General features: G+C 43.6%; 19 protein-coding genes. 3 read left to right on the forward strand and 16 right to left on the reverse strand.

The annotated features are described in order from the left end of the window. Positions 1-11 precede the first annotated feature (11 nt). From upp to EC846_RS16360, 14 genes are all read right to left on the reverse strand, one after another. Entirely contained in the window at positions 12-647 is a 636-nt protein-coding gene (gene upp, locus EC846_RS16295; protein ID WP_004770784.1) for a uracil phosphoribosyltransferase, read from the reverse strand. 106 nt (positions 648-753) lie between these two features. Continuing rightward, positions 754-2,250 carry an NADH-quinone oxidoreductase subunit NuoN gene (gene nuoN / locus EC846_RS16300; protein WP_004770781.1) on the reverse strand — a complete coding sequence of 499 codons (1,497 nt, stop codon included), beginning with the start codon at positions 2,248-2,250 and terminating at the stop codon, positions 754-756. 3 nt (positions 2,251-2,253) lie between these two features. Then, on the reverse strand, positions 2,254-3,852 hold the full coding sequence (nuoM, locus tag EC846_RS16305; RefSeq protein ID WP_004770779.1) for an NADH-quinone oxidoreductase subunit M: 1,599 nt from the start codon (positions 3,850-3,852) through the stop codon (positions 2,254-2,256). Position 3,853: 1 nt separating this feature from the next. Continuing rightward, positions 3,854-5,749 carry an NADH-quinone oxidoreductase subunit L gene (gene nuoL / locus EC846_RS16310; protein ID WP_123775788.1) on the reverse strand — a complete coding sequence of 632 codons (1,896 nt, stop codon included), beginning with the start codon at positions 5,747-5,749 and terminating at the stop codon, positions 3,854-3,856. Next, positions 5,746-6,054 carry an NADH-quinone oxidoreductase subunit NuoK gene (gene nuoK, locus EC846_RS16315; protein WP_004770776.1) on the reverse strand — a complete coding sequence of 103 codons (309 nt, stop codon included), beginning with the start codon at positions 6,052-6,054 and terminating at the stop codon, positions 5,746-5,748. Before nuoK ends, nuoL begins: the two co-directional genes overlap by 4 nt. Continuing rightward, positions 6,054-6,572: an NADH-quinone oxidoreductase subunit J gene (nuoJ, locus tag EC846_RS16320; protein ID WP_171062196.1), complete on the reverse strand. Its 519-nt coding sequence runs from the start codon at positions 6,570-6,572 to the stop codon at positions 6,054-6,056. Before nuoJ ends, nuoK begins: the two co-directional genes overlap by 1 nt. Continuing rightward, complete coding sequence (gene nuoI / locus EC846_RS16325; RefSeq protein WP_004655439.1) at positions 6,572-7,114, reverse strand: NADH-quinone oxidoreductase subunit NuoI; 543 nt, start codon at positions 7,112-7,114, stop codon at positions 6,572-6,574. The genes nuoJ and nuoI overlap by 1 nt, the downstream gene beginning before the upstream one ends. An 18-nt stretch (positions 7,115-7,132) precedes the next feature. Then, positions 7,133-8,149 carry an NADH-quinone oxidoreductase subunit NuoH gene (gene nuoH / locus EC846_RS16330; protein WP_004770773.1) on the reverse strand — a complete coding sequence of 339 codons (1,017 nt, stop codon included), beginning with the start codon at positions 8,147-8,149 and terminating at the stop codon, positions 7,133-7,135. Positions 8,150-8,152: 3 nt separating this feature from the next. Further along, positions 8,153-10,837, reverse strand: coding sequence for an NADH-quinone oxidoreductase subunit NuoG (gene nuoG, locus EC846_RS16335; protein WP_123775789.1), 2,685 nt, complete (start codon positions 10,835-10,837; stop codon positions 8,153-8,155). Between the two features lie 11 nt (positions 10,838-10,848). Beyond that, on the reverse strand, positions 10,849-12,174 hold the full coding sequence (gene nuoF / locus EC846_RS16340) for an NADH-quinone oxidoreductase subunit NuoF (RefSeq protein WP_123775790.1): 1,326 nt from the start codon (positions 12,172-12,174) through the stop codon (positions 10,849-10,851). Beyond that, positions 12,171-12,680, reverse strand: a complete 510-nt coding sequence (nuoE, locus tag EC846_RS16345) for an NADH-quinone oxidoreductase subunit NuoE (protein WP_004770767.1) — start codon at positions 12,678-12,680, stop codon at positions 12,171-12,173. The genes nuoF and nuoE overlap by 4 nt, the downstream gene beginning before the upstream one ends. A 12-nt stretch (positions 12,681-12,692) precedes the next feature. Continuing rightward, positions 12,693-14,480, reverse strand: coding sequence for an NADH-quinone oxidoreductase subunit C/D (gene nuoC / locus EC846_RS16350; RefSeq protein ID WP_004770766.1), 1,788 nt, complete (start codon positions 14,478-14,480; stop codon positions 12,693-12,695). Between the two features lie 88 nt (positions 14,481-14,568). Then, positions 14,569-15,246: a NuoB/complex I 20 kDa subunit family protein gene (locus tag EC846_RS16355; protein WP_004655450.1), complete on the reverse strand. Its 678-nt coding sequence runs from the start codon at positions 15,244-15,246 to the stop codon at positions 14,569-14,571. A gap of 6 nt (positions 15,247-15,252) precedes the next feature. After that, positions 15,253-15,804, reverse strand: coding sequence for an NADH-quinone oxidoreductase subunit A (locus EC846_RS16360; protein WP_004770765.1), 552 nt, complete (start codon positions 15,802-15,804; stop codon positions 15,253-15,255). A gap of 582 nt (positions 15,805-16,386) precedes the next feature. On the opposite strand from EC846_RS16360, the gene EC846_RS16365 reads away from it, so the two are divergent. Next, entirely contained in the window at positions 16,387-16,743 is a 357-nt protein-coding gene (locus EC846_RS16365; RefSeq protein WP_123775791.1) for a hypothetical protein, read from the forward strand. 119 nt (positions 16,744-16,862) lie between these two features. On the opposite strand, the gene bfmS is transcribed toward EC846_RS16365, so the two are convergent. Further along, entirely contained in the window at positions 16,863-18,503 is a 1,641-nt protein-coding gene (gene bfmS, locus EC846_RS16370) for a sensor histidine kinase BfmS (protein ID WP_005256169.1), read from the reverse strand. Positions 18,504-18,609: 106 nt separating this feature from the next. Beyond that, the gene (gene bfmR, locus EC846_RS16375) at positions 18,610-19,326 is read right to left on the reverse strand and encodes a response regulator transcription factor BfmR (RefSeq protein ID WP_004770762.1); all 717 of its coding nucleotides are present in this window, start codon (positions 19,324-19,326) and stop codon (positions 18,610-18,612) included. 545 nt (positions 19,327-19,871) lie between these two features. Here bfmR and EC846_RS16380 point away from each other — a divergent pair. Together EC846_RS16380 and EC846_RS16385 are read left to right on the forward strand one after the other, a co-directional pair. Continuing rightward, entirely contained in the window at positions 19,872-22,712 is a 2,841-nt protein-coding gene (locus EC846_RS16380; RefSeq protein WP_004770761.1) for a ribonucleoside-diphosphate reductase subunit alpha, read from the forward strand. Between the two features lie 69 nt (positions 22,713-22,781). Next, complete coding sequence (locus EC846_RS16385) at positions 22,782-22,913, forward strand: hypothetical protein (protein ID WP_004655460.1); 132 nt, start codon at positions 22,782-22,784, stop codon at positions 22,911-22,913. Positions 22,914-22,972: the final 59 nt, after the last annotated feature.

The raw sequence follows: 22,972 nt of genomic DNA on the forward strand, positions 1-22,972 counted from the left end.
TGTGTCAAAAATTAGTCTTTTTGAACACTACCAAAGATTTTATCGCCTGCATCACCCAGACCAGGAACGATATAACCTTCTTCATTTAAACCTTGGTCAATCGATGCAGTATAAATGCGAACATCAGGATGTGCCGCTTCTACTTTAGCAACACCTTCTGGTGCGGCAACCAAGACCATAACACGAATATCTTTACAACCACTTGCTTTCAATACATCAATCGCAGCGATGAGTGAATTACCCGTCGCAAGCATTGGATCAATGATCATAGCCAAACGATTGGCAACATCTGGCACTAACTTTTTATAGTAAGTACGAACTTCCAAGGTTGCTTCATCACGCTCTAAACCCAAAACACTCACTTTCGCACTTGGGATCAGGCTCAGTACACCTTCCAACATCCCAATACCAGCACGCAAGATAGGTACAATTGTGATTTTCTTCCCTGCGATACGCTGAGTTGAGACTTTCCCTGCCCACCCATCAATTTCATGCTCAACAACAGGAAGATCCTTTGTTGCTTCATAAGTCAGTAACATCGTGACTTCTTGCGCTAATTCACGAAAATTCTTGGTACTGATGTCAGAACGACGTAGTAAACCAAGTTTATGGCGAATAAGCGGATGACGAATTTCTTGAATCGACACGAGTGAGTACCTAGGTAATGTTAATCTTTGTCTATTATAAAGCGTTTTTTTACTCGGCAATAAAAAAGCCCCCAATTTTGGAGGCTTTTTTGTACAAATCAGACGATTACTGTTGTTGAGACAACATAAAGTGCAATGGAGACATGATCTCAGCCTTCAATGCGAGGTTAATCATCGGATCTGGGTAGACACCCAATACGAATACAAGTAATGCAGCAGCAAGCACCATCAAGCCACCCACTTTAGTACCCCAGTGTGCATCAGCATCAATACGTGGTACATCTGGTGGTGTCATGTACATCACAACCATCACACGTAAGTAGTAATACAAACCGATACCACTACCCACAACGATCATTGCAGCTAGGAACCAGTGTTGTGTGGTTACCGCAGCCATCACCACAAGGAACTTACCAATAAAGCCTGCAGTTAATGGAATACCTGCTAAAGACAACATCATTACAGTTAATGTTGCAGTCAAGATCGGACGGCGCCAGAACAGACCACGGTAGTCTGCAAGACTTTGTGCTTCATCAACGTTGTTATACGGGCTAGACATTAATGCAACTGCACCGAACGCACCGATTGTAGTGAGTACATAAGTAATCACATAAACCGTCACGCTACCAAGGCTTGCATAAGTCATGCTGATCAAAGCAATCAACAAATAACCAAAGTGTGCAATTGATGAATAACCCAAGATACGCTTCAAGTTAACTTGACGTACTGCAAGTAAGTTACCCACAACAATCGACAATACTGCAATGATGGTAATCACTGTCACAATTGACTCAATCAGGATCGCACCAGAAGTGAGTAAGTAACGAACAAATAAACCGATCGTTGCAACTTTCGCAGCCGTAGCCAAGAAGGTTGCCATTGGCGCCGGCGCACCGGCATACACATCTGGCGTCCATTTATGGAATGGCGCAAGTGAAAGTTTGAATGCAACAGCAAAGATAATTAAACCTAAGCCCAATAACACCATTGGTTGTTTGATCGCAGTAAACAATGCCTGAACAGAGTCATAGAATGACAATGAACCTGTATAAGCATAGATATACGCCATACCCATCAACAACATTGCAGACGCAGTCGCTGAAAGTACAAGGTATTTAATCCCCGCTTCCAAAGACTGGCTACGCTGATAGGTATACGCCAACATGCCGTATACAGGAATCGACATCAATTCTAAGCTGATGAAGAATGCTGCATAGTGCGAACTAGCAACCAATAACATTGCACCTGCAACTGAAGACAGCAACAAGATGTAAAGTTCTTCGCGGTTTTCCTTATAGGTCTCGATATACGCATGAGACAAGGTACAGCACGCTAAAGCAGCAATCAAAATCAGGAATTGATAGAGCATGGTAAATGGATCAACCATAAACATGCCCATCACGTTTACTGGCGCAAAGTGCCCAGTAAACATGGTGTATGCAATAAAGATTGCAGCAAGGTTTAAACCGACAACCGAAGTGGTCGCAATGAGGTTGTGATTACGTTTAATCGCAGTCAACAACATCACGACGATTGCGGTCAGTGCCACAATCATCACTGGAGCTAAAGGCATCAGCTCAGAAAAAGAAATTGTGAAGTTCATGGTTTATTGCATCTCCACATGTTCAAGTTGAGTTGCAGCCTGTTGAACAGTTTCAACAACTTCTTGTACTGGCATATAACTATTTACTAACCACTGCATGCTTGAATGTGACATATCCAAGAAAGTTTGTGGGTAAATACCTAACCAAACTAAGCCGATCACACAGATCATCAAAATGCTGACTTCACGTGCAGATAAATCTTTAAGCGGGCTGGTATAGTGCTGTTTTTGCTCTGGGTTTGGTTCACCAAACAATGCTTTGTGAATCAGGATCAGACCATAAAGACCAGCAAATACCAAGCTCACTGCTGCAATGATGGTGAAAGCTGGATAAGCTTTAAATGAACCCATAAGTATCAGGAATTCACCAATAAAGTTACCTAGACCTGGTACACCAACCAATGCTGCAACAAAGAACATCAGGAAGAATGGCAAGTATTGAAGCTGACCACGAAGGCCGCCCATTAAACGTAAATCACGTGTGTGTAAACGCTCATAAACCTGACCAGACATAATGAACAATGCAGCAGATGACAAGCCATGTGCCAACATCATGATCATGAGGCCTTGGAATGTCAGGATATTACCTGCGTAGATTGCAAGTAAGATGAAACCCATGTGCGAAATAGACGTATACGCAAGTAAGCGCTTCATATCTGTTTGCTGGTAAGCAAGGAATGCACCGTAGAAAATACCAATCAAGCCCAGAATAATGGCGATATCAGCAAATTGTGCTGACGCTGCCGGGAAGAATGGAATTACGAAACGAAGCAAACCGTAAGCAGCTGTCTTAATCAAGATACCCGCTAAATCCACAGAACCCGCTGTTGGTGCTTGCGCATGCGCATCAGGCAACCAGCCGTGTAATGGGAATACTGGTAATTTCACCGCAAAGCCGATGAAGAAACACAGCATGAATGCATAAGCAACTTCAGGTGGTAAGTGGTTCGCAACAGCCAATAAATAGTTGTAATCGAAACCGATCATGCCTGTCATCATGTATCCATAGACCACGAGGCCCAAGATACCGATTAACATGATCAAACCAGCGATTTGTGTATAGAGGAAGAATTTGGTTGCAGCGTAAACACGTGAACGACCATTCGAACCTTTATGACCCCATAACGCAATCAGGAAGTAGATTGGTACAAGCATCATCTCCCAGAAGAAGAAGAACAAGAATAAGTCAATCGCCAAGAATACACCGATCACCCCACCTAAACTCCAAAGCAAGTTTAAATGGAAGAAACCAACATTCTTTTGAATCTCACCCCATGAACAGCCAACTGCAAGTACACCGAGTAATGCGGTTAACAACACCATAAGAAGAGATAAACCATCCACCGCCAAGTGAATGCTAATACCTAAAGTCTGAATCCATGGAAGATGGAATTCAGCCGCCCACGTCGGGACTTTACCGCCCAACTCGTAGCTATATGTACCACTTTGCCAAAGTGCAATGCCCAAACCAAAAGTAATGAGCATACCAATTAAGGCAATCCAACGCGGTAAGTGCTGGTCGAATTTATCAACCAACCAGCAAATAAAACCAGCAATGAAAGGAACTAAAATCAGTGCGGGTAAAATTAAATTGTTTTCCATTTTATTTCCCCACAACCTGAATCACGATCAAGATCATCAATAACACCACTACACCGAGTGACATGCTTGATGCGTATTCACGTAATGAACCTGTTTGACGCGAACTTGTAAAGCTATTACCGCCCTTCACAATTGCAGGGAGTACTAACCATAGACCATCAACTGGATCACGACCTAAAATTTTCGCAATCAATAAGTAAGGTTTTACAAATACGATGTCATACAAAGCATCAAAACCAAATGCAGTACGGCAAATATGCGCTAAACCTGAACCCAAAGAACTTTGAGCAAATGATTTAACTGCACCATACGCAAAGGCAAACAAGAAGATACCTACAGCCAGACCAACAAGGGCAACACCACTTGCTAAATGTTCAGCATGAGAAACAGCAGCTTCTAATGTTTCAGGAATCACAAAACTTGGAATATTTGCAGCCGTCAATAACTTGGCAACTGGCGCTTGTAAGAAGTAACCAATACCTGTTGACAGTGCAGCAAGAATCGCAAGCGGGCCCCAATAAGTTACACCATGAATGGCATGTGCATGCGTTTTCTCTTCGCCGAAGAATACGACCCAGATTAAGCGGAATGTATAAATAGACGTTAAGAATGCGCCCGCAACACCTACCCAGTACAAGGTATTGTAAAGCGGAAGGTTTGCAATGGTCGATTGAGCATATACCGCGCCCAAGATCGCATCTTTAGAGAAGAAGCCAACCGTTACGATTGGAAGTGCTGCCAATGCGCCACCACCGATCACGAAACACCAGAATACGAATGGAATCTTGTGACGTAATCCACCCATTTTGAAAATGTTTTGTTCGTGATGACATGCAAGAATTACGGCACCTGAAGAAAGGAACAATAATGCTTTGAAGAATGCGTGAGCAAGCATGTGGAATAAACCTGCTTGGTACGCTTCAGCACCCACCGCCATAAACATATAACCGAGCTGACTCATGGTTGAGTAAGCCAGAATACGTTTGATATCGGTTTGAACCAATGCTGCAAAACCAGCCACAAGCAAGGTCACTGCACCTGTAATCGAGATGAACTGCATCACTTCTGGTGCCATTTCCATCACAGAGAACATACGGCAGCATAAGTACACACCCGCTGTAACCATTGTCGCAGCGTGGATCAATGCAGATACTGGTGTAGGACCAGCCATCGCATCTGCCAACCATGTTTGCAATGGGATTTGCGCAGATTTACCTGCTGCACCCAAGAACAACATCAATGCTGTCCAGATTGACAATGATGAGCTTTGCGTCATCACAGTTGCTGCATTTTCAACGATGTACTGAATATTCAAAGTACCAAACTGTTGATAAATCAGGAACAATGCGATGAGTAAGAATACGTCACCCACACGTGTTACGGTGAATGCCTTGATTGCTGCCCAACCATTTGCAGGGTTTGAGTAGTAGAAACCAATCAAGAGATATGAGCACAGACCTACGCCTTCCCAACCCAAGAACAATAACGCAAGGTTATCACCCAATACCAACAACAACATGCTGGCAACGAACAGGTTGAAATAAGAGAAGAAACGCGCATAGCCTTCTTCACCACGCATATACCATGATGCGAAAATGTGAATCAGGAAGCCAACACCAGTGACCATACCTGTCATCAATAATGACAAGCCATCAAGGTGCAAGCTGATACCTGGCTCAAAACCGCCAACACTGAACCACGTCCATAAGTGCTGAACAAAAACGGTTTGACCGCTGCTGGTAAATGCAAGACCAGCAATTAAAGCAAATAACGCAGATAAACCGACTGAACCGACACCAATAATGGCAGCTACATTTTCAGAAAGTTTGTCACGCCCTGCCGCTAAAAGGATAAAACCAATGAGCGGGAATAAAACGGTTAAATATAATGTACTCATCCGCGCATCTCACTAGCAGCATCCACATCCAGATGATGGAAGCGATGATAAAACTGAAGGACGATCGCAAGACCGATACATGCCTCTGCTGCAGCAAGGGTCAGAATCAGGATGAACATGACTTGTCCATCTGGCTGTGCCCAAACACTACCTGCCAAAACGAATGCCAACGCAGCGGCATTCATCATGATTTCAAGGCTCATTAGCATAAATAATAGGTTGCGTCGCACCATCACACCGTAAAAACCGAGTGCAAAAAGGATGGTTGCAACGATCAAACCATGTTCTAAAGGGATGTGTCCCATTATTCTTTATCCTCTTCTGCACCTGGTTCACGTTTGCCTAAGTGGAATGCTGCAACAAGTGCTGCAAGCAATAACATCGCGGCAACTTCTACCAATAATAGATAGTGAGTAAATAGTGCTTGACCGACTGCTTTAGGGCCAACAACTTCTGTACCCATTGGCGCAGAAATTGTGGTGTATTCACCGCCTAACATCCACACCAGGATTAAGCCCAACAAGAAGCTCATGAGTGCAGGATATGCCCATGCATCTGAGGTCAACCATTTACTTTCCTGTTCGATCGTATCCTGGCCTAGATTTAACATCATGACAACGAAGACGAACAAGACCATGATTGCACCCGCATAAACGATGATCTCAAGCGCACCAGCAAATGGCGCGCCTACGATCATGAAAATGCCTGCAACAGCAAGAAGAGAAACGATCAAACTTAATAATGCATGCACAGGATTGGTGTTGGTCACAACACGTACTGTCGAAACAATGGCCACGAGTGCCATCAAATAAAATGGCCACATCATGGTAATAAGCTCCGTACATCAACTGGTGCACTTTCTTTTTGTGCTTGACCTTTTTCTTTACCGCTTACTGCCATACCAGTGACACGGTAGAAGTTGTAGTCAGGATATTTACCTGGTCCAGAGATGAGTAAGTTTTCTTTCTCATATACCAAGTCTTGACGTACATATTCACCGAGTTCGAAATCTGGTGTCATTTGAATCGCAGTGGTCGGGCAAGCTTCTTCACACATACCGCAGAAAATGCAGCGTGAAAAGTTGATACGGAAAAATTCTGGATACCAACGTCCATCTTCTTTTTCCGCTTTCTGTAATGAAATACAGCCAACAGGACAAGCAACCGCACAAAGGTTACATGCCACACAACGCTCTTCACCATCTGGGTCACGTGTTAACACGATACGACCACGATAGCGTGGAGGTGCAATTTGTTCACCTGGTACTTCTGGATATAAGATCGTGTCACGTTTACGCGTTACATGGCTGAACACCATCCATAACGAACGTACAATCGATCCAAAGCCAGCTAGAATTTTATACATTTTGTACTCCCTGCTGTCCTAGGCCTGATTCATCAGAATCACAGCACCAGTCACTAACAAGTTGACCAACGCCAATGGCAAACAAACTTTCCAACCAAAGTTCATTACTTGGTCATAACGAGGACGCATTAACGAACCACGTGCCAAGACAAACATCATTACAAAGAATGCTGTTTTGATAATGAACCAGAATAATGGTGGAACAAATGGAATTTCCAGATTAAATGGTGCAAGCCATCCGCCGAAGAATAAAGTCACGATCAAAGCAGAGATCAATACCACGTTGACATATTCCGCAACGAAGAACATCCCCCACTTCATACCACCATATTCTACGTGGTAACCTTCAGCCAATTCTTGCTCAGCTTCTGGTTGGTCAAATGGATGACGATGCGTGACTGCAACACCAGCAACAACGAAGATCAGGAAGCCTAAGAATTGAGGAATGATGAACCACATATCACGTTGTGCTTCAACAATCTCACGCATGTTGAATGAGCCTGCAATTGCAACCACACCCATCAACGAGATACCCAAGAACACTTCATAAGAAATGGTTTGAGCAGCAGAACGCAGACCACCGAGTAATGAGTATTTGTTGTTAGATGCCCAACCACCAAATAGCACTGCATAAACTGCGATACCCGCCATTGCCATAAAGAACAATAGGCCGATACTCATATCCGCAACGCCCAGTGTAGGGCTTACTGGAATAACCATAAACGAAAGTACCGCAGTTGCCATCGCAACTGCTGGTGCTAAACGGAAAGTCAGCTTATCAGCAAACTTTGGTGTCCAGTCTTCTTTGAACATGATCTTGAGCATGTCGGCAACGATCTGGAACATACCACCCGGACCAACACGGTTTGGACCGTAACGGTCTTGCCATAATGCCAAGAGACGACGCTCAATAAATGACATTAACGCAGCAACCAAAACCACCACCAGCAAGATCACAATGGCTTGAATCACTGAATAAGCGATTGGCCAGTTCTCAGCCCAAAGTGGCGTTTGACGTATAATTTCTTGATTCATGAATTACACTCCTACCGCCACAGAAACAGGCTCTGCCAATGAAACTGTTGGTGCCAGACCAATTGGATAACCGATATAACCTGTTGGTAAATATTCGATCACTTGTACAGGTAAGCTGATGCTAGTCTCGCCCGTTTTCACGGTAATACGTTGACCATCCTGAACATTTAAACGTGTCGCATCTTGCTCGCCCACAGCAAACATCGCTTCAGGAATACGAGATTCCATCGCTGGTGTTTTAATGGTGAATTCGCCAGAACCAAAAATATGGTGCATTGGCACAAGACGGAAGCTTTCAGGATTCACAACAACCGCTGACGGCGCGACATAGCTACGTGCAGGACGTTTTGCTAAACGATCGAATAAACGAACACCTGAATCACCACCTTTTAAATGACCGCCCACTTCATCTTGGTATTTGTTCCAAGCTTGTGGTGAGTTCCAGCCCGCAGACCATGCGAAAGGTACCAGTGACGATGCTGTCTGATTACCCACATAACCTTCCATTGAGAACGTTAATGCTGAATCAGGATCAGTCGGCTGTTTAGGCTCATGAATCGATAACGGCGCACGCATTGCAGTACGGCCAGAGTAACGACGTGGTTCACGCGCAATCTTCAAACCGTGGATACGATAACCCGCATCAGGTGCAACATCTTGAATCGCTTCAAGCACAGGAACATTCTTCACGATGTCATCAATCACATCATCAAGTAAAGTCCAGTCCACTGCTTTGCCTTTAAGACCCGTCTCAATGGCATGTAACCAGCGCCAAGATTCTTTGATCGCATATTCAGGTTTGTAGTAGCTTGGGTCATACACTTGATAGAAACGTTGTGCACGGCCTTCTTGGCTCACAACAGTACCATCACCCTCAGCAAAACTTGCTGCTGAAAGTACGATATCTGCAAGTTTCAAGGTTTCAGTTTCGCTATGATCGAGTACGATCACAGTTTCAGCCTTGTCAAATGCAGCTTTCACTTGTGCTACTGGTAAACGACGAGTCAAATCATTTTCAATGACAACGACAGCATCATAATCTTGTGCAAATGCTTGTTCTAAACTTAAGCCACCAAACAGAGCTAAGCCCATTGAGTTCACTTCAGGAACAGTCAATGACAAACCTGCATGTTCACCGAGGTTTTGCGCAACTTGAGCCGCAGCTTCCATGATGGCAGGATCTTGTAAGCTGGTACCAGAGATAATCAATGGCTTTTTCGCAGCTTTCAAGGTATCCGCAATGGTTTGCGCAAATGCTTTTGCATCATCAGCTAAACCAGAAAGCGCTTCGCCTTTAACAGCAGCAGCGACTGCGAAACCTAAACGTGCGATGTCATTTGGAGACGCAACCACTTCACCTGTTGCAACATCCTCTAAACGGGTTTGCGTTGCAGCAAGGATATAAATTGGTGATTTCGCATCTTGACCAATACGTTGAACAGGTTCAGCTAACCAATCTGGTGTACGTGTTGCAGCAGCCATTTCTTTCGCTTTATTTTTCGCAGCTTGGCGAACAGATAAAGCCATACGTGGCGCAGTTTGAGTTAAATCTTCACCCAAGATCAACACTGCATCATAGCTTTCAATTTCACGCATGTTCGGGTTATAGATCCCCTGTGTTTGCATGATTGATGCAGCTAACTCAACTAGGTTTTGGTCTTTTTGAGACATACCTGTTGAATAGTTGTCTTGTCCAACCAGTTCTCGAAGTGCGTAGTTTGATTCCAAGCTTGCGCGTGGTGAACCAATGCCTAACACTTTCTTACCTTGAAGTTGAGCAATCACCTGATCAAGTGCCTGATCCACACTCACAGTCGCAACAGTTTCGCCATTGCGGAATTGAGGTTGACGCGGACGATCTTCACGGTTCACATAGCCTGTACCAAAACGACCTTTATCACAAAGGAAGTATTGGTTGACTGAACCGTTGAAACGGTTTTCAACACGACGGATTTCGCCATAACGCTCACCCGGAGAGATATTACAACCAGAAGAACAGCCGAAGCATACGCTTGGCGCATACTGCATGTCCCATTTACGGTTATAACGTGCTGAATGCGTCTTATCCGTGAATACACCTGTTGGGCAGACTTCAGTCAGGTTACCCGAGAATTCAGATTCTAAAGTGCCTGATTCTGGACGACCGAAATACACACGTGAAGCATTGGCATAAACACCAAAGTCAGTACCGCCAGCATAATCTTTGTAGTAACGCACACAACGGTAGCACGCGATACAACGGTTCATCTCATGCGCAATAAACGAACCTAACTCTTGGTTATAGTGAGTACGTTTGGTAAAGCGGTAGCGACGACGATCGTGCTGAGTCATCACCGTCATATCTTGTAAATGACAATGACCACCTTCTTCACAGACTGGGCAGTCGTGTGGGTGGTTCGTCATCAAGAATTCAACGATCGACGCACGGAAATCCGTTGCTTCTTTGTCTTCAATCGAGATATAGGTATTGTCGGCAGCAGGTGTCATACATGACATCACCAAGCGTCCACGTGTGTCCTCAGGATTCGCATACTGAGTCACCGCACATTGACGACAAGAACCAACAGAACCTAAGGATGGGTGCCAACAAAAATACGGGATGTCGATGCCAAGGCTAAGACATGCTTGTAGCAAGTTTTCTGAGCCGTTGACTTCATACGATTTTCCATCGACATGAATTGTAGCCATAGTCGAATTCCTTAAGCTTGTTCTACGTCTAGAGCTGGAGCATGGGTTTTAACCTTAGCTTCAAACTCGTTACGGAAATATTTAAGTGCGCCCATAAGCGGCTCCATCGCACCTGGTGCGTGAGCACAGAAAGTTTTACCAATCCATAATTTACGAGTAAGCTCTTGTAAATGGTCGATATCTTCTTTCTTACCTTCGCCTGTTTCCAGTGCTTTAAGCGCTTTAACTGCCCAAGGTAAACCATCACGGCATGGCGTACAGAAACCACATGATTCACGCGCAAAGAATTCTTCTAAATTACGTGTAGCAGAGACCATACATTGAGTTTCATCGACCACCATCAACAGACACGTACCTAAACGTGAACCTGCTTTCATGATGCTTTCAGAATCCATTGGTAGGTCAATGTGTTCAGCTGCCAAGAAGTCAGTTGATGCACCACCTGGTAACCAAGCTTTCAAGGTCAAACCATCACGCATACCGCCAGCATGTTCTTCAATCACTTCACGCGCAGTTGTACCGAATGGAAGTTCCCAAAGGCCAGGGAATTTGACTTTACCTGATGCACCATAAATCTTGGTGCCTGGATCTTTCGACTTACCTGCTGAAAGGTTGATATACCACTCAGGACCACGCAACATGATTGCTGGCAAGTTATTGTAGGTCTCAACGTTGTTTACAATCGTTGGACGACCCCATGCACCTGCAACTTGCGGGAATGGCGGCTTAGTACGCGGATTGGCACGACGGCCTTCAAGCGAGTTAATCAATGCAGTTTCTTCACCACAAATATAACGGCCTGCACCGGTATGAACGTGTAAATCAAAGTTCCAGCCAGTTCCGAGGATATTTTCGCCTAGGTAACCTTTAGCACGGATTTGCTCTAATGCTTCATTTAAGTATTGAGCAGCTTCGATATATTCGCCACGGATGAAGATATAACCTTGAGTTGCCTCTAGGGTATAACCAGCGATCAACATACCTTCGATCAATTGATGTGGAAGTTTTTCCATCAACAAACGGTCTTTAAAGGTACCCGGTTCCATTTCATCGGCATTACAGATCAAATAGCGAGGGCCGCCATCGTTTGGTGCCATCAATGACCATTTGATCCCTGCTGGGAAACCTGCACCACCACGACCTTTTACCGTCGCAGCTTTAATGACTTCAAGTACATCTTTTGGTGGCATGCCGAGTGCTTTTTTAAAGCCTGCATAGCCTTCTAGTGTTTCGTACTCGTCAGCATTACGTACTGCATCTTGTTTGCTCAAACGCCAAGTCAGCGGATGAGTTTCTGGATTACCGTCGCCATAAATTGGTTTTGGTTCAGTATTCATACATACTTCTCCAATAACTGTTTAACTGATGACACATCCACTAAACCGTGGGTATCTTCATCAATCATTAAGGTTGGCCCTTTATCGCAGTTGCCTAGACAGCAAATTGGGAGCAAGGTAAAACGACCATCTGCTGTGGTTTGTCCATACTGGATTCCCAACTCGCGCTGGAACGCTTCTGCCAAAGTTTCTGCACCCATCAAGAAGCATGCAATCGAGTCACACAATAAAATCACGTGACGGCCAACAGGTTGACGGTAGATTCGGTTATAGAACGTTGCTACGCCTTCCAGATCTGCCACACTCATGCTGAGCAATTGTGCAATCGCATTCATTTGTGCGTCATCTACCCAGCCATTACGGCGCTGTACACACTTCAATGCATCCAGAGAGGCTGCACGTGGGTATGGGTAATGACCAATGTGATGTTCAATCTCATGGATTTCGTCAGCAGTCAAAATTCCTTCAACATTCACACGTGGTTTTTTATCAGTCAAAATCATCATAATCGTTTACCCCTAGCGATCCACGTCAGCCATAACCACGTCAATGGTCGCCAAATAAATGATCAAGTCAGAAACCAGACTGCCGTTAATCACCGATGGCATTTGCTGTAAATGCGTGAACGTTGGCGTACGAATACGCGTACGATAACTCATGGTTGACTTATCAGAAGTGAGGTAATACGTACTCGCACCCTTCACAACTTCAGTCATAAATGAAGACTCGCCTGCTGGCATTACAGGACCCCAAGATACGCTCAAGAAGTGCGTAATCAAGGTTTCAATATCTTGTAATGTCTTGTCTTTTGGTGGTGGAACAGCCAATGGATGATCCGCTTTATATGGACCAGATGGCATGTTATCCAAGCACTGTTGAATAATTTTCAATGATTCAGTGATTTCACGGAAGTGAACCAAGACACGTGCGTATGCATCGCCTTCATATTCCACAGGAATATCAAAGTCGAAGTTTTCATAACCACTGTATGGACGATATTTACGAACGTCGAAATCAATACCTGTCGCACGTAAACCTGTACCCGTTACACCCCAAGCCAACGCAGATTTAGCATCGTATTGCGCAACGTTACGCGTACGACCAATAAATACCGAGTTTTTAAGTGCAGCAGTGTAGTACTCGTTCAAACGCTTCGGCATCCACTCGAGCAATTCTTTAACAAGTTTTTGCCAGTTGTTTGGAAGGTCGTGTGCTGTACCACCGATACGGAACCATGCTGGGTGCATACGGTAACCGGTAATCGCTTCAACGATGTCATAGACTTTTTGACGGTCTGCGAACATATAGAATACAGGCGTCATACCACCCGCATCCTGAATCGCTGTACCACAGAACAATAAGTGGTTATTGATACGGAATAATTCGTTCAACATGACACGAATGACTTGTGCACGCTCAGGGACTTTAATTCCCGCCATTTGCTCAACAGCCATCACGTATGGCATGTTTTGCGCACAACCACCCAAGTAGTCAACACGATCCGTATAAGGAATGAATGAATGCCATGTTTGACGTTCAGCCATCTTTTCCACACCACGGTGGTGATAACCGATATCAGGTACACAGTCTTTGACTTCTTCGCCGTCTAACTGTAATACCACACGGAACGCACCGTGCGCAGATGGATGGTTAGGACCTAAGTTCAAGAACATGAAGTCTTCGTCATCATTACCGCGTTTTAGACCCCAGTCTTCTGGTACAAAGCGTAAGTGTTCTTGTTCGAAATCTTGCTTTGCCTGGTCTTGCATGTACGGCGTATATTCTGTCGCACGCGCAGAATATTCTTTACGTAACGGATGACCTTCCCAATAGGTTGGTAACAAGATACGACGGAGCATTGGATGCCCTGCGAAATCGATACCGAACATATCGTAAGCTTCACGCTCGTACCAGTTGGCATTTGGCCAAATATTGGTTGCCGTTGGAATGCTTAAATCATTTTCATTCAACGCAACTTTGATACGGATGTCACTGTTACGCTCAAGCGATAACAAATGATAGAACACGGTGAAGTCAGATGCTGGTAAACCATCGCGGTGAACACGTAAACGCTCATCTACCGCTGACAAGTCAAACAGCATGACATAAGGACGTTCCACTTTACGGAGGAACATGAGGACTTCTTGCACGCGTGCGCGCTCAACCCAGACTGTTGGAAACTCTTCAAAAGTCGCCTGCACGTAAAAGTTCTCACCAAATTTGGTTTTGAGCTCTTCTACGATTGCAAATGCTGGGCGTGAATCAACTGGAGTTGATTCTGGCATAGCAATGTCAGTTTCAGCCATTGGCTTGGCTTCCTATTTAATACAAATTCTGGCAATTTTTCCGATGACCATATCCATCACGGGATACGTCAAAAACTCATCGTTAAAATTATTTAATATCATCCATAGAGCGTAAGTTTTTCACCGCAATACGTTCAGCATTTTTACGGTCACGTTCTGGCATCATCTTTGGCTTATACACAGGCTGAAGATCATCACCAATAACCGCTGAAAGTGGACGGCGCTCTAGTTGAATTTGGTCTTGAAGTAACATCAATGCTTGAATCAATGCTTCTGGACGAGGTGGACAACCTGGGATGTACACATCAACAGGAATAATTTTGTCTACACCTTGAACCACGGAATAGATGTCGTACATACCACCAGAGTTAGCACAAGCACCCATTGAGATGACCCATTTAGGCTCAAGCATTTGTTCATACAAACGTTGAATTACAGGTGCCATTTTGACAAAGCAGGTCCCTGCAACAATCATCAAGTCTGCCTGACGCGGTGAAGCACGAATAACCTCGGCACCAAAACGTGACAAGTCATGAACGCCGGTTAATGTGGTTGCATATTCAACGTAGCAGCATGAAGTACCAAAGTTAAATGGCCACAAAGAGTTTTTACGCCCCCAGTTCACCGCTGTATGCAACACATCTTCAAGACGTGTCATCATCACACTTTTATTAACTTCTTCCTCAAGGGGATCAGTGACAATTTGACGATCTTGTAATGGATATTGATCGGCATCCGGATTCGCACGGGTTAAAGTATATTTCATCCCGACTTACTCCTGTTCAGATGTTGAGGTAGTCGGTGTTTTAGATTTAACACGACCAGAAGACTGTGCTGGAATATGACCAGTAGGATCGACAACCAACTCTTCAATGTTATTGAATCGGGTAATGTCAGCAATGTTCATATTTGGCGAACCGATATTAGTTTTAACACCAGCAGCTTTACGGCGATCAGAAGGAGCCCAGTTGAGTGCGCCTGTTGAAAGTTCGTAAATCAAACCAATTAATAAAACTAGAATAAAGACTGCGGCAGTTGCAAAACCAACCCAACCGACTTCACGAACTGAAGTTGACCAAGCGTAGAGATAGAGGGCTTCCAGATCGAAAACCACAAAGAAAATTGCAACTAAATAGAACTTGGCAGACAAGCGGATACGAGCACCGCCCGCACCAACTACACCTGACTCAAACTGCTCTTGCTTCGCACGTCCCCATGCTTTACCCCCTAGGAGTAAGGGAACAGTGAGCATAAAAACGCAAAGAAATGTAACGCCGATCACGAAGGCAATAATTGCCCAATCGTATGGAGTAATGGCACTCATGCGGGGATAACTCCTGGCAGGCCTATTTTTAACAAAGAATGTATGTATTGGCCTTCAAATACACCAAACACAAAATTAATCCCGCCAATTGTACCTGATTTCTAATTTCTCATGCTAGTTGAAGCGCTTTAGTCTTTCGGATGATTTTGTCCATAAAGTTACTGATATATACAAGATCATGGTTAATTCACCCCTAGAAATCGAATTATCTAATCAAAGACTCTATATTGATCATTTTTTTCTTTATTAGTGCATCAAAAACATTCATCATTTCTGCGTAATGTTCCTAAATATGGCAGCACGAACTAAATCATTGCATTGATACAAATTTGTGCTGAAAATTTAAACAAAATTTATTCATCTCTCCCTCTATATTTGTATTAACCAAGCGGAGAATCCCTATTCTATTAAACAATGATTCAAATAGGCAGATCAGGCACTTTCTCGAGTTAAAAGGTTAGGCTGAAATCGAGTTGTCATTTCGACATAATATGTTGCAATTCAGCTAAATACTTTAATTATCTTTATACACAGCTCAAGCAATAGATCGTTATTCTAATAGAAGCAAAGAAGGAGAAAAACATGCATCTAGAATACACACACGACTCGGATTATTTCTTTTTTTCACAACTACTCATGCGTCACATAGAAAGTTATGTTCGAAAACATCCAGATGCTGATAATGCAATTTTTGATTTAAGAGATATCTATGAAGTATTTAGAGAGGATTTTGCCGCAACCACAACCAATTTAGAAAGTATTCTTAATATTGCAGACAGTTATAAAGTTGAAACCTTAAATGGAGATCAGGCACTGATCCAAGGCTATAAAATCGATATTAAAAACAATTCCCTACTCATTGATTTCAATGCCGATGCATTACACTCGCTTCGCTCAGGCAAACCATTGATCGAACCAGATCCTTCGGTTCATGAGTAAAAGTAGATGAATTGATTTAAAAGTTTTTATTTCAATTGAGCCAAGGTGTTTATCGCCTTGGCTTTTTTATTGGCTTTAAAACAAAAAAGGAATGGTACTCGCCATTCCTTTTTCTTTGATTATTTCTTTAAGACTTGCTTATATCGTTTTGCGGGCCAAGTCATGATAAAACGTGCACCGCCCAGATTTGGACTCTGATCAACCTGAATGGTGCCACCAAACCAGTAAGCAATACGGCTAACAATCGACAAACCAAGTCCATAACCACCTGAAGCACGAGTACGACTATCATCCAGACGCGCAAAGGCTTCAAAGATACGGGCGCGCTCCTGCTCAGGAATCCCTGGCCCATCATCTTCAACGCAGACATAGGCATTGCCATCGGCACGGATACCACCACTAATACGCACCTTATGGTCACAGTAGCGCACGGCATTTCCAACCAGATTCTGCACCACACGGTGTAGATAGCGACGCTCTGCATCGACCTGCAACGCCATTGGCGGTGCAATCAACTCGATTTCTTTTTGTGTCTTCAGCGCTTCCGTTTCCATTGCCACTTGGTCTAGAACTTCAACCAGTACAATTTCTTCGAAATCGAGAGATGGTGTGCCCTGCTCCAGTTTGGCATAGGTCATGATTTCATCAATCAACGTATTGAGTGCTTCAATATCCTTATCAATCATATCGACTTGCTGGATACGGTAATTATAGTCATCTTCCTCTGCCAGCATTTCCATCCCAAAACGGATTCGCGCGACAGGGGTTCTGAGTTCATGTGATACCGCACGCATCAATTCACGCTGTGCTTCAATCAAACGCTGAATATGATCCGACATATTGTTATAACTTGATGCCAGATTCGCCATTTCATCGGTTCCTTCAATCGGAACACGTAAAGACAAATCACCTGACTTCATTTTGTTCAAGGCATAACGTACCTGACGGATTTTACGTTCAAGCGGCAGAATCAAACCATAGACACCCAAACTCAGCAAGAATAAGCTGAATAAGGTAATCCCTGCTGAAAGCTGGAATGGCATCCAGTTAAACATCGGCACTGGGCCTAGTATCAGCACTTGTGCAGGATGGTTTGGCATTGGAGACACAATCGAAATGGTCGTGCCACGGACTGTTGCACTGTCTTTATAAAGCAAGATACTTTGATCTTGGCGTAAACGACCAATTTGCTCTGAATCCAGATTAATATCTTTAATATCTGCAATTTCAATCGGATAATAGAAATGCTTTTTGATTCGGTCTAAATATTCACGCTCTTGTCCTGGATAGAAAATCAAATAATCCAGCACAAAAATCGGCAGCGCCTTCATCTGGCGTTCGCCAATTTTATCCACTTTGATATAGAGAAAATGCTTAGGATCGTCTTTTAGACCGATAATGATATAGCCAATCCCATTATTGGCATCATAACGAACCACCGACTTTTGCTCGGCAATGCGCTTTTTCTCGGTACGTGATAACTCTACCCGTTCCGCATCCACATAGTAGATTGGTAATTCCAGCAAATCAGAGGCATCGGAAATCCAGTCGAGTTTCTGTTGTTTTTCTGGCTGGCGAGATACTCCCTCACTAATGACATAGGAAATGCCATCGGTCAGAGATTCACGATATTCTTGCGCCCGTTGGTAGTTGATAATCTGCACCAGCAAATAACAAAATGCGGCAACTACAACAACCAAAACCACTAAGCCAGCATAAATACGCAAGAATATGCTGTTTTTCAGTACTCGACTTACCATAAGCTAAATAATTCCAAGCTCATTAAAACCCCGCTTGAGCAGCCTGCTACGCAAGTCCTTAGCAGAAAGGAAAGAATCCCCCTTAAAGAAGGAGGATTCTAGGGATTTAGATCCCGTTGGTTTCTTTAACGAATAGATAACCTTTACTACGTACTGTTTTAATACGTTTTGGATTTTCTGGGTCATCACCGATTTTTGGACGGATACGCGAGATACGTACGTCAATCGAACGGTCTTGACCGTCATATTCGATACCGCGTAAACGCTCGAAGATATCTTCACGAGACAAGATACGGCCTGCATTTGAAGCAAGTAACCATAACAGGTCATATTCAGCGCTGGTGAAATCAACCAGATCACCATTTAAAGTCACTGAACGGCCACCGTTATCAATCACAAGATCATCAAACTCGATACGTTGTGCAACTTCGTCTTCAACCGTCTTATCGGTACGACGTAATAAGGCACGAATACGCGCTAACAGTACGCGTGGCTGAACAGGCTTGGCAACATAGTCATCTGCGCCCATTTCCAGACCCAGTACCTGATCCATATCTTCGGTACGCGCAGTTAACATCAAGATGGGTTGATGATAATGCGGACGTACTTCACGACAAACGGTCAGGCCATCTGCACCAGGTAACATCACATCGAGAACCACTAAATCTGGTTGCTCGCTGATAATACGACGAATGGCACGATTACCATCAGTTTCAACACCAACTTCTAAACCGTTACGAATCAAATACTCTTGTGTTAAACGTGCTAAACGCTCGTCATCTTCAACAATCAAAATCTTCGGTAACTTTTCTTCTTGGCTCATTTGTTGCCCCTAAAATCTGAGTGAGTCTATCTATATAAATCTGACAGATACATTGGTTTATGAATTGCAATATACACACGTTTACATTGTAAACAAGTAGCCGTTCACCAAACTGATACACGCTTACCCTGTTTTGTTATCTTTTTATTAAAATTATGAATTTTAATATATTTTTCAGAATTGTAAGCGTTTTTTCTTCAGGATGGATGTTTAGTATAGATTTTGTGCCAATGTTAAACAATTTGTTTCTTTCTTCGCCTATAACAATTTAAGTGTCTGTTTTTTGACTTATCCACAGAGTTATCTATAAGCCTTTTTTAATGGCTTTGTTATGCTATGTCCCTGTGAATTCAGCAGTTAAGACATGAAAAAAAAATTAGTAAAATGTCAAGGATTGATCTAGTACTAAAAATCCCGTATCTTGTGTTGAAAATAAACTTTAACCACTAAGTATTGTGTTTATCCCTCAAACATCGTGGCATGCTTTTTGCTCGATTCAAACGGTCAATGAACATAAAAATAGATGATAATGGAGCTATGCTGACATGAGCATCATCACTTCTACTCCTGGCCAACTTCAGGTCATTAAGCGCACTGGTGAGATTGCGCCATTTAATGCCGAGAAAATTTCTGTTGCGATTGGGAAAGCATTTCTAGCTGTTGAAGGTCAACAAGGTACTGACTCTAGTCGTATCCATGACCGCATCACCCAACTTACAGAAATGGTTATGAACACATTTAACCGTCGCCTACCTTCTGGTGGCACGATCCATATCGAAGAAATTCAGGATCAGGTTGAATTGGCTCTGATGCGTACTGGCGAGCAAAAAGTTGCCCGTGCGTATGTGATCTATCGTGACCAACGCGCAAGTGCCCGTCAGCAAACTGGTGCGAACCATCACCCTACCCTTCAGATCACCGACAGCAATGGCCAGCTCCAGCCATTAGATCTTGATGCGTTGACTGCAACCATCCAGACGGCAAGCGAAGGTTTGGAAGGTATTGATGTTCAAGCGATCGTTGATGAGACCGTTAAAAACTTATATAACGGCGTAAAAGAAAGCGATATCGCGACGACCATGATGATGGCGACCCGTACGCGTATCGAACAAGAGCCAAACTATACTTATGTGACTGCACGTTTATTATCAAATGAATTGGTGAGCACTGGCCTTGAATTCTTAGGTCTACCTTCAGATACACCAGAAGGCAATGCTTTAGAAACCTTCTTGAAGAAAGGTATTGAGCTTGATCTTCTTTCTGCTGACCTGCTTGACTTTGACCTTGAAAAATTGGCAGCTGCAATCAAGCCAGAGCGCTCAAACCAGTTTACCTATTTAGGTCTACAAACTTTATTTGACCGTTACTTCATTCACTCGAATGGCGTCCGTTTCGAATTACCACAATTATTCTTTATGCGTGTATCAATGGGTCTTGCACTCAACGAAGAACATAAAGAAGACCGCGCAATCGAATTCTATGACTTATTGTCTAGCTTCGATTACATGGCATCTACACCAACCCTGTTTAACTCAGGTACGTTACGTCCACAGTTATCAAGCTGTTACTTAACCACGATTGGTGATGACCTGTATGACATTTATGGCGCAATGCGTGACAACGCAATGCTGTCAAAATGGGCTGGCGGTTTAGGTAATGACTGGACACCTGTACGTGCATTGAACTCTTATATCAAAGGCACCAACGGTAAATCACAAGGTGTTGTACCATTCCTTAAAGTTGCGAATGATACAGCGGTTGCGGTTAACCAAGGTGGTAAGCGTAAAGGTGCAGTCTGTGCGTACCTCGAAACTTGGCACTTGGATGTTGAAGAATTCCTAGAGCTACGTAAAAACACAGGTGATGACCGTCGTCGTACCCATGACATGAACACTGCAAACTGGGTTCCTGACCTATTCATGCAACGTGTATTTGAAGATGCGGAATGGACACTGTTCACCCCTTCTGAAACACCAGACCTGCATGACTTAACTGGTGCTGAATTTGCTGAGCGTTATGCACACTACGAAGCTGTAGCAAAAGAACAAAACATGCTACACAAGAAAGTACGTGCGAAAGACTTATGGCGCAAAATGCTTTCGATGTTATTCGAAACAGGTCATCCGTGGATCACGTTCAAAGATGTATGTAACTTGCGTTCACCACAACAACACGTGGGCGTGGTTCACTCATCGAACTTGTGTACAGAAATCACCTTAAATACAAACCAAGACGAAATCGCGGTATGTAACTTAGGTTCGATCAACCTTGTACAACACGTTCAAGGTGGTGTGTTAGACCGTGAAAAGCTTGCTCGTACAGTAAAAACTGCGGTACGCATGCTCGATAACGTAATCGACATCAACTACTACGCTGTTCCACAAGCGAAAAACTCAAACATGAAACACCGCCCAGTGGGTATGGGTATCATGGGCTTCCAAGATGCATTATATGAAATGAATCTTGCTTACGGTTCTGACGCAGCAGTTGATTTTGCTGATGAATCAATGGAAGTGATCAGCTACTACGCAATCGAAACATCAAGCAACCTTGCAATCGAACGTGGTGCTTACTCAACATTCAAAGGTTCATTGTGGGATCAAGGTATCTTACCAATCGACTCTTTAGAAATCGTTGCAAAATCACGTCCAGAACGCATGTTCGAAGTGGATCGTACACAACGTTTAGACTGGGACACTTTACGTGCCAAAGTTCAAAAAGACGGTATGCGTAACTCGAATGTAATGGCGATTGCACCAACAGCAACCATTTCAAACATTTGTGGCGTGTCTCAATCAATTGAGCCAACATTCCAGAACTTGTATGTGAAATCTAACCTGTCTGGTGAATTCACTGTGATCAACCCTTACCTTGTTCGTGCATTAAAAGAACGTGGTCTTTGGGATACAGTGATGGTAAATGACCTGAAACACTTTGAAGGTTCGGTTCAAAAGATTGCACGTATTCCTGACGAATTAAAAGCAATCTTCGCAACAGCGTTTGAAGTGGATACGCGCTGGATCGTAGATGCTGCATCACGTCGCCAAAAATGGATCGACCAAGCACAGTCATTGAACCTTTACATCGCTGGCGCGAATGGTAAGAAACTTGACATCACTTATAAGATGGCATGGTTACGTGGTCTTAAAACTACATATTACCTCCGAGCTTTAGGTGCGACCTCTGCTGAGAAATCAACAATTAATACTGGTGCACTCAATGCAGTAAAACCAGCATCGGTTGAAGCGCCTGTGGTTGCAGCAGCACCTGCGGCGGTTGCAGAGAAAAAACCAGAAACTCCAGTTGAAGAAGATGGTTTTACGACAGCAGCACCAGTACCAATGGCTTGTTCAATCGACAATCCAGACTGTGAAGCTTGTCAGTAATTAAATCCGCATACGCCCTTCTCACTCTGGAAGGGCCTTGCAAGATTTAAATCTATAGAGGCATAGATCATGTTCCATCTCAGTCATAATTATCAATTTGGTGTGATTGTTCTGATTTGTGCCTTTCTAGTGTTTTATATCCCCCTCGTTTACGCGTTTTTTAAAATACGTAGACAACAGCGTAATCAAAATAAGTCTTAGGGATTGTCAGTGCCCACTGGTCACTTATAAAAAATCAATCAATAAAACTTAATTTTGCT

The sequence above is a fragment of the Acinetobacter sp. BIGb0102 genome (genome assembly GCF_003815055.1).
Lineage (GTDB): Bacteria > Pseudomonadota > Gammaproteobacteria > Pseudomonadales > Moraxellaceae > Acinetobacter > Acinetobacter vivianii.

Excerpts from the sequence above, each read along its gene's own strand:
- nuoN (WP_004770781.1), bottom strand. The coding sequence starts at position 2,250 with ATGAACTTCACAATTTCTTTTTCTGAGCTGATGCCTTTAGCTCCAGTG.
- nuoC (WP_004770766.1), bottom strand. The coding sequence starts at position 14,480 with ATGGCTGAAACTGACATTGCTATGCCAGAATCAACTCCAGTTGATTCA.
- nuoM (WP_004770779.1), bottom strand. The coding sequence starts at position 3,852 with ATGGAAAACAATTTAATTTTACCCGCACTGATTTTAGTTCCTTTCATT.
- EC846_RS16380 (WP_004770761.1), top strand. The coding sequence starts at position 19,872 with ATGAGCATCATCACTTCTACTCCTGGCCAACTTCAGGTCATTAAGCGC.
- nuoJ (WP_171062196.1), bottom strand. The coding sequence starts at position 6,572 with ATGTGGCCATTTTATTTGATGGCACTCGTGGCCATTGTTTCGACAGTA.
- EC846_RS16385 (WP_004655460.1), top strand. The coding sequence starts at position 22,782 with ATGTTCCATCTCAGTCATAATTATCAATTTGGTGTGATTGTTCTGATT.
- nuoF (WP_123775790.1), bottom strand. The coding sequence starts at position 12,174 with ATGAATACTGAACCAAAACCAATTTATGGCGACGGTAATCCAGAAACT.
- nuoG (WP_123775789.1), bottom strand. The coding sequence starts at position 10,837 with ATGGCTACAATTCATGTCGATGGAAAATCGTATGAAGTCAACGGCTCA.
- nuoE (WP_004770767.1), bottom strand. The coding sequence starts at position 12,680 with ATGATGATTTTGACTGATAAAAAACCACGTGTGAATGTTGAAGGAATT.
- EC846_RS16365 (WP_123775791.1), top strand. The coding sequence starts at position 16,387 with ATGCATCTAGAATACACACACGACTCGGATTATTTCTTTTTTTCACAA.
- bfmS (WP_005256169.1), bottom strand. The coding sequence starts at position 18,503 with ATGGTAAGTCGAGTACTGAAAAACAGCATATTCTTGCGTATTTATGCT.
- EC846_RS16360 (WP_004770765.1), bottom strand. The coding sequence starts at position 15,804 with ATGAGTGCCATTACTCCATACGATTGGGCAATTATTGCCTTCGTGATC.
- nuoI (WP_004655439.1), bottom strand. The coding sequence starts at position 7,114 with ATGTATAAAATTCTAGCTGGCTTTGGATCGATTGTACGTTCGTTATGG.
- nuoK (WP_004770776.1), bottom strand. The coding sequence starts at position 6,054 with ATGGGACACATCCCTTTAGAACATGGTTTGATCGTTGCAACCATCCTT.
- bfmR (WP_004770762.1), bottom strand. The coding sequence starts at position 19,326 with ATGAGCCAAGAAGAAAAGTTACCGAAGATTTTGATTGTTGAAGATGAC.
- nuoH (WP_004770773.1), bottom strand. The coding sequence starts at position 8,149 with ATGAATCAAGAAATTATACGTCAAACGCCACTTTGGGCTGAGAACTGG.
- EC846_RS16355 (WP_004655450.1), bottom strand. The coding sequence starts at position 15,246 with ATGAAATATACTTTAACCCGTGCGAATCCGGATGCCGATCAATATCCA.
- nuoL (WP_123775788.1), bottom strand. The coding sequence starts at position 5,749 with ATGAGTACATTATATTTAACCGTTTTATTCCCGCTCATTGGTTTTATC.